We start from the raw sequence: 7,343 nt of genomic DNA, 5'->3' as shown, positions 1-7,343 counted from the left end.
CCGTGACCGCTTTCGAAAGGACCGATCGCGGACGCGTCATCGAGGTGCGCTGGTGGGTCGGGTCTCTGAAGCGTTTCCAGCGCCGGTCGCTCGGCTTCGCCATTCGCGACGAACGTGGAGCCATCGTGGAAGAGCTGGAACGGGAGGCGGTGCGGCAGACTCAGGTGATGTACGACACGCTGATGCTCGGAAGGGACCCGAGCGTCGTCGGGGCGGGGGCTGAGGCTGAGGGCCCTCTCACCCTTGCCGCGGGATTCGAACTCGCTACGAGTGTTCCGGAGGGCCTCTACGTTGTGGAGACCGAGCACGTTAGGGAGATGCGGCGCGCGGCCCGCGATATCGTGTGTGCGATCGGCACCGGGCCGGCCGGCCTGCCCCGCACGTGGGACAGCCTCACCTACTCCGTCGTCCGCGAGCTATGGCTGCGGCTAGCGAGGCGCTTCAATGAGAAAGGAAAGGGCGGCCCGGCTTGGACGGAGCGCTGCGTCGTGATCCTGCTGCAGGTGGCTCAGTGGCTCGCGGTGGAGGAGAGGATCGATAGGACAGTTGCGGTACGCCGAAGCTGGCGCGAGCAGATGCGACGTGAGTGGGAGCAGCTCACCTCCAGCCGGATCTCGAGCAATACCCCGCGGCACAGCGAAGACGAGGTTCGGCGCATCTTTGCCACCCTCGACCATCCGGAAGTCGATCCGCGCATCGCTCTCGCCGTGGAACTCGGCGCCGAAGCCCGCCTGGGCCAGGTTGCCCGGTTGATGCGAAGCCAGCTCGACCTGTCTACATCCGGCGCCTTCAACCTCGGGCGAATGGTGGTGCACGGGGCAGGGAAGAAGCTCGGCGTCACCCGCGATCTCACGCCTGAGGAGCGCGGAGCGATCGACCGCGCCCTCTCCGGCTACCTGAAGCACCTCGAAGATGCATATCAACGGGATCTGCGGGAGGATTACCCGATCTTTCCCAGCGGTCGACTCAAGTACGATGTCTCACCGAGTCACTGGCCGAAGAAAGGTCGACCCGGGCATTCCGACGCGAAGCCGACCCGGCGAGCCAAGGCGAGTGTCTCCGATCAGCCCATCGGCAAGCGGAGCCTCCTCGATCTGTTCCACCAGCTCGAGCAGATCGCCGGAGTCACCCCGCAACCCGGTCGCGGGTGGTACGGTATCCGACGCAAGGCGACCGACGTATATGAGGATTATGAGACAGATGAGCGAGTGCTCAACGATCAGACGGGGCACCGCAGCTCCGACACGCGGCGGGAAGTTTACCAGGAAAAGGAGAGGGACGTGATCCGCGCCAAGTCGGCGGAGACCCGCCGACGAGTGCGAGCCGCGGCGTTCGGTCGGCAGCCCAAGGGATCAGGTTCCAACGCTTCCGAGGGACCCCCTGAAACCTCCTCAGAGGAGGGTGAAAGACCCTCCTCATACCCCACTACATACCCCAGGCCCGCTCATCGGGTCGATGAAGCGGGCCTGGTGAAGGAGCATAAGCCCCACTACAGCAGTCACTTACGAAAGTCGGGACGGCGGGATTTGAACCCGCGACCCCCTGAACCCCATTCAGGTGCGCTACCGGGCTGCGCCACGTCCCGTAACCGACTCTTCGACAATTCGAAGAGTTGAATCATAACCCTGCTGAGCGACCGGGGTCAAGCCGATCCCGCCCGCTCCCGCTGCGCCTGGCCCCAACTCCCGCACCCCGCCGTTCACCTTGTCACCTTGTCACCTTGTCCTCCCAGCCCCCACCTCCCATCACGCCCCACGCGGCACCACCCGCCACCGCCGCCCCTCCGCCCCCACCTCCACCTCCCACCGCATCAGCTCCCCCCGCCGGAAGCCCAGCACCTCCACCCGCGCTCCTGCCGCCACGCCCTCCAGCCGCCCCGCCACCTCGGCCACGCTCCCCACCCGGTATCCCCCCACGGCCACCACCTCGTCCCCGGAATCCATTCCCGCCCGGTACCCCGGTCCCCCCGCCACCACACTCTGCACCTCCACCCGACCCCCCGCCTCCTTCAACCGCAACCCCAACCGCGCCTCTACCTGCTCGACATCCGGCAGCTTGACTCCGACCCCGCCATTCCCCTCGGACGCCCTCGCCGCGGCCGGGGCGCGCTCCGCGCGCGCCGGCACGGTCCCACCCTGGCCCTCGGATCGTGACTGCTTCTCGCCATCCGACGGGGCTGCCTCAGCGCCGTGCTCTCTCAACCCTCCCTCGATCACCCCTCCTGCGATCGGCGCGCCCGCCTCGCCCGCGAATTGTACACCCTCGCCGGCGCCCCGCCCCCCGGCAGCCTCCTCCTCGCCACCCCGCACCAGCCGCAGCCCCACCACCTCCAACGCCCGGTCGTAGTCCAGCTCCTCCACCCCGCGCACGTAACGGTCGAAGAACCACCCCAGCTCGACGCCTGCCACCTCCTCGGCCACGCGCTCGAGCTCGCCCTCGGGGTAGCCGAGCTCCACCTTCCCGAAGCGCTCCCACATCACCTTCATCACGCCGTCGAGGGAGCGCGCCCCCCGGGTCGCGCGGCGGATCTCCATGTCCAGCAGCATCCCCACCAGGGCGCCTTTGTGGTAGTAGGAGATCTGCGCGTTGCCGGAGTTCTCGTCGGGACGATAGAACCGGATCCACGCATCGAAGGAGGACTCGGCCAGGCTCTGGTGCCGCCGCCCGGGCATCTTCTCCAGCTTCTCGATCAGCTCGGCCAGGCGCGCGAGGTACTTCTCCTGGCTCAGCAACCCCGCGCGCCGCAGCACCAGGTCGGTGTAGTAGGTGGTCAGCCCCTGCACCACCCACAGGTCGCGGGTGTAGTTCTCCCGCGTGTAGTCGAAGGGCCCCAGGGCCGCCGGACGGATCCCCTTGCCGTTCCAGACGTGGAAGTACTCGTGCGCGATCAGCGCCAGGAGCCGCTCGTACGCTTCGCCACGGAAGGCGTCCCGCCCGGCCTGCAGCGCGGACGAGGCCCTGTGTTCCAGTCCGCCGCGGCCGCCGGGGAAGAGGTGCAGGATGAACAGGTAGCGCTCGTACGGCACGCCGCCGAACATCTCCGCGACGACGTCGATGATCTGGCGCGTGTCCCGCACCAGCCGCGCCTCGTCCACCTCGGCCCGGCCCCACATGACGAAGGCGTGTCGCTTCCCCAGCTGCTCCCACTCCACTCGCCGATGCTCGCCGATCTCCAGCGGGGAGTCCACCAACTCGTCATGATCCAGGGCCACGAAGCGCCGCGCGCCGTCACCCTCGCCCTCCTCCCCCTGCAGCGCGGTCGCCACCGCCCACGACCCAGGGGCATCCACCTCGAGCCGCAACGGCCGGGCCTCCTGCCCGCGCACGAACATGAAGACGGAGGCGGGGGTGATGAAGGCGTGGGTGGCGTCGAAGTGGCTGGTGCGCACGGTCAGCTCGTTGGCGTAGACGCGGTAGCGCACCTGCAGCTGCTCGCCGGCTTCCGCCTCGACCCGCCAGGTGGCCTTGTCCAGCTTGGTCCAGTGCCGCGGTGAGCCATCCTCCCCCATCGCCTCGAAGCCCTGCACATGCCGCGCGTACTCGCGGATCAGGTAGGAGCCCGGCGTCCACGCCGGCATCACCAGCTCGGCCCCCGCACCCTCGCACGAAAACCGCACGTCCACCTCCAACAGGTGGGCGTGCGGATCGACCAGCCGCAGATTGTACTCGATCTCGGTCATCCAGTGATCATCGATGGTGAGCCAGCCAGCTTCCCGCACAACGGTCGCCCCGATATGCGCGTGCCGCCCCAGTGCCAGCACCCCGTCCTCCCGCTCCAGGCCGCATCCGGCCGCGCGAGCGCTCGCCCTGAGCCCCGACGCCTCTGTCTACCAGCTCCTAGACCTCCAGAAGCAGCGCGCCTTCAACCTCCAGGTGCAGCACGCCAGAGCATGCAGCGACCCGCGGCATCAGCTCCTGCGCTTCCAGGTCAGCGCCATCAGCGCCCCCGCCACGGCACCGGCGCCGATGGCCATGGGGCGGGCCAGCCAGGGCACTGGCGATTCCTTCAGGATGCTGCCGGTGATGAAGAAGAGGTTGGCGGGGCGCTCGGCGAGGCGCCGCATCAGGTAGGGGTACCACTGCTCCCCGAAGGGGATGTAGACGCGCACGCGGTAGCCTTCCTCGCGCAGCCGATGCTGCAGGTCCCGCCGCACCCCGTACAGCATCTGGAACTCGAAGGAATCCTTGGAGATCCCGTGCTCGAAGGCGAAGCGCCGCGTGGCGTTGATCATCTCCACGTCGTGCGTGGCGATGGCCGGATAGTTCCCCTCCCGCAGGAGCAGCCGGGTCTGGTCGAGGAAGCGACGATCGACGTCCTTCTTGTCAGGGTAGGCCACGGTCGGCGGCTCGCGGTACGCCCCCTTCACCAGGCGGATCCGCGACCCCAGTCGCATCAGCCGCCGCAGGTCGTCGGGCGTGCGGTAGAGGCACGACTGCAGCACGGTGCCCACGTTGCGGTGGCCCGCCTCCCAGAGCGCCTCGACCAGAGCGACGGTTCGCTCGGTGTACTCCGCGGACTCCATGTCCAGACGGACGAAGATTTCGTCCTCGCGGTCCCCCAGCTCCCGCGCGCGGACGAGCACGCGCTCCACGCTGTCGCGACAGAGCGCCTCATCGATGGTCAGTCCGAACTGGGTCGGCTTCAGCGAGATGTTGGCGTTCAGACCCTCCTCCGCGATGCGGTCGAGGGTGCGGATGGCCATCTCCACCGCATGCTCGACTTCTTCGCGCCGGGTCACCTCCTCGCCCAGGTAATCCAGCGAAACGCTGAGGCCGTGCTCGTTGCACGTGCGAGCCACTGCCACCGCCTCGTCCAGGGTCTCCCCGGCGACGAAGCGTTCGGCCAGCTGCCGGGAAATGGGGGCGCGCGTCACGAGGCGACGAGCCGTGGTGCTCTCGCTCAGAAAGAAGAGGGTCTCCTGGAACATGGCGGCTGGTGCCGGCGAGTCGTCAAAGTTGGATGAAGGTGTGGAGGGATCGTTCCGGGGCTCAGTCGTCCCCGGGATCGCTCTGGGTCAGGTCCATCGCGCTCTCCTGCTCAGCCTCCCGCTCGGCCCGGCGCCGCTCGATCTCCGCGTCGAGCACCTCGCGCACGCGGCGGAGCGGGTACGCCTCCAGACGCTTCCGGGCCTCCTCTTCGGTAGCCCCGCGCTCCAGGTCGCCCGTCTCCATGTGGCCCATCACCGCCGAGCCGGTCTGCGACCAGCGGAGGAAAATGAGGTAGGCGACCCATCCTTCGCCATCCTCCGCCCGCTCCGTGTCGATTGCCACGGTGTACGGCTCGCCGTCGCACCCCTCGAACGCCGGAGCGCGCCCGTGCACCAGGGGGTACCCGCCCAGTGTCGTGTCATCGACTCCCTCCGGCGGGATCGGATTCAGCCGGTCTTCCGAGCTCTGAAAGCGCATCTCACTCCTCCTCCAGGCACGGCCCGCCTCCCATGCATGGACCGAGCCCCGGTCGCCTCCAATCAGAACTTCCCCGGCAAGGCAGCCGGGCTGCGGTGAAGGCGCGGCTACCCATAGGATCGGCCGTCAAATCGGTGACCTGATCGGTAGTGAATTTGCGTCGCCAGACGGTCATCGTTCGCTTGGCAGCCGATTCCCGTAGGGGCGCCCCTTGTGGACCCCCCTGCGGGCACCCGCACTCGGATGCCGGCGGATCCCGGACCGCTCAATCATCCAGATGGACGCCGCGCCAGGCGCTCGCCCTCATGCGCCGCCCTCGCGCCCGGAGGGCGCGCCGGTACGGAAAATATCCCCGATGATCCCATGCGAACGACGGCCGCAAGCAAAAACCTGGCACCGCCCCGATTCAAAATCCAAAATTCAAAATTGCCGTCCCGTAATTTCCCGTAATTCGTAATTTGTAATTCGTAATTATTGCAAATGCGCGCAGCACGCTTCCACGAGCACGGCGGCCCGGAGGTCCTCCGCGTCGAGGACGTCCCGGTGCCGGAGCCCGGCCCGCACGAGGTGCGCATCTCCGTGCGCGCCGCGGGCTTCAACCACCTGGACCTCTGGATCAGGCGCGGACTTCCGGTCGACACCACCATGCCGCACATCGGCGGGTCGGACATTGCCGGGTTGGTCTCGGCCGTGGGCGAGCAGGTGGAGGGCTGGGAGATCGGCGCGCGGGTGGTGGTCAACCCGATCCTCTTCTGTGGGAGTTGTGAGTTCTGCCTGCAGGGCGCGGAGTCGCTCTGCTACCGCTTCCGCATCCTCGGCGAGCACACGGACGGCGGTTTCGCCGAGGAGGTGGTGGTGCCCGCCCACGCGCTCCACCGCCTGCCGGACGACTTCCCCTTCGAGCAGGCAGCCGCGCTGCCCGTCTCCTACCAGACGGCCTGGCGGGCGCTGCTGCACCGCGCCAGGCTTCGCGCGGGTGAGGATGTGCTGATCCTGGGCGCTTCGGGCGGGACGGCGATCGCCGCCCTGCAGATTGCCAGGTTAGCGGGCGCGCGGGTCTTCGCGGTGACCTCGGGGGAGGAGAAGGCGGAGAAGCTGCGTGCTCTCGGGGCGTATCGCGTCTACGACCGCACGACGGTGGATTTCGCGCGCGAGCTGCGCCGCGACACGGATCGGCGGGGGGTGGACGTGGTGGTGGAGAACGTGGGAGAGGCTACCTGGGAGTCCAGCCTGCGCTGCCTGTCCCCTGGCGGACGCCTGGTGACCTATGGCGCGACATCCGGACGGCAGGGGTTGACCGATCTGCGACTCCTCTTCTGGCGCCAGCTACAGCTGATCGGTTCGACCATGGCCTCGCGCTCCGAGTTCGCGGAGATGCTGAAGGTAGCCCTGCGCGGAGAGCTGGTGCCGGTCATCGACCGTACCTTCCCCCTGGAGGAGGTGCGCGCCGCCCACGAGTACGTCGAAGCGGGGCGTCAATTCGGCAAGGTGTTGCTGATTCCCTGAAACAGGTCCTCCCAAATCAGAACGGGCGCCAGGATTCTCATCCGGCGCCCGTATCTCGCGCGTCCTCATCCGTCTCGGTGGCTAGACTTTCTGCACGTCGGCGGCCCGGGGACCCTTCGGATCGTCAACGATCTCGAACTCCACGCGGTCGCCTTTCTTCAGCGAGCGAAAGCCCTCCATCGCGATCGCAGAATGGTGCACGAAGACGTCCTTGCCGCCGTCGTCCGGACGAATGAAGCCGAAGCCCTTGTCGTCCTTGAAGAATTCGACCACTCCAGTTTGACGAGCCATGTCTAGCCTCCGGGGAGACGGGACCGACCAGCGCCGGGCGCCGCCCCGTCCCGCGACGTCCGGTCGAAGACGCTAGCCGACATCGCAACAATTATTCCGGCCCCAGGCACTCCGCAAGCAATTCGTAACAGGCCTCAAAA

General features: G+C 67.8%; 5 protein-coding genes and 1 tRNA gene. 1 reads left to right on the top strand and 5 read right to left on the bottom strand.

Features of this window, described 5'->3' with window-relative positions; all coding sequences use genetic code 11:
* Positions 1–1,511: 1,511 nt before the first annotated feature.
* The 4 genes from VF167_14710 to VF167_14695 all read right to left on the bottom strand — a co-directional run bounded on the left by VF167_14710 (position 1,512) and on the right by VF167_14695 (position 5,406).
* Positions 1,512–1,585: transfer RNA gene (locus VF167_14710), tRNA-Pro, on the bottom strand.
* Positions 1,586–1,745: 160 nt separating this feature from the next.
* Positions 1,746–3,761, bottom strand: coding sequence for a PDZ domain-containing protein (locus VF167_14705; protein HEX6926670.1), 2,016 nt, complete (start codon positions 3,759–3,761; stop codon positions 1,746–1,748).
* A 147-nt stretch (positions 3,762–3,908) separates the two neighbouring features.
* The gene (locus tag VF167_14700; protein ID HEX6926669.1) at positions 3,909–4,928 is read right to left on the bottom strand and encodes a proline dehydrogenase family protein; all 1,020 of its coding nucleotides are present in this window, start codon (positions 4,926–4,928) and stop codon (positions 3,909–3,911) included.
* A gap of 61 nt (positions 4,929–4,989) precedes the next feature.
* Positions 4,990–5,406: a hypothetical protein gene (locus tag VF167_14695; GenBank protein HEX6926668.1), complete on the bottom strand. Its 417-nt coding sequence runs from the start codon at positions 5,404–5,406 to the stop codon at positions 4,990–4,992.
* Positions 5,407–5,886: 480 nt separating this feature from the next.
* Here VF167_14695 and VF167_14690 point away from each other — a divergent pair, with 480 nt between their 5' ends.
* On the top strand, positions 5,887–6,912 hold the full coding sequence (locus VF167_14690) for a zinc-binding dehydrogenase (GenBank protein ID HEX6926667.1): 1,026 nt from the start codon (positions 5,887–5,889) through the stop codon (positions 6,910–6,912).
* A gap of 81 nt (positions 6,913–6,993) precedes the next feature.
* Here VF167_14690 and VF167_14685 read toward each other — a convergent pair whose 3' ends face one another.
* The gene (locus tag VF167_14685; protein HEX6926666.1) at positions 6,994–7,203 is read right to left on the bottom strand and encodes a cold shock domain-containing protein; all 210 of its coding nucleotides are present in this window, start codon (positions 7,201–7,203) and stop codon (positions 6,994–6,996) included.
* Positions 7,204–7,343: the final 140 nt, after the last annotated feature.

Source organism: Longimicrobiaceae bacterium, assembly GCA_036375715.1.
Classification (GTDB): Bacteria; Gemmatimonadota; Gemmatimonadetes; order Longimicrobiales; family Longimicrobiaceae; genus DASVBS01.
The sequence above is the reverse complement of the archived record's forward strand: the minus strand, read 5'-3'. Positions and strand labels throughout refer to the sequence as shown.

What these genes read in the sequence shown, in the direction of transcription:
- VF167_14700 (HEX6926669.1), bottom strand. Translation starts at nt 4,928, where the DNA reads ATGTTCCAGGAGACCCTCTTCTTTCTGAGCGAGAGCACCACGGCTCGT.
- VF167_14695 (HEX6926668.1), bottom strand. Translation starts at nt 5,406, where the DNA reads ATGCGCTTTCAGAGCTCGGAAGACCGGCTGAATCCGATCCCGCCGGAG.
- VF167_14690 (HEX6926667.1), top strand. Translation starts at nt 5,887, where the DNA reads ATGCGCGCAGCACGCTTCCACGAGCACGGCGGCCCGGAGGTCCTCCGC.
- VF167_14685 (HEX6926666.1), bottom strand. Translation starts at nt 7,203, where the DNA reads ATGGCTCGTCAAACTGGAGTGGTCGAATTCTTCAAGGACGACAAGGGC.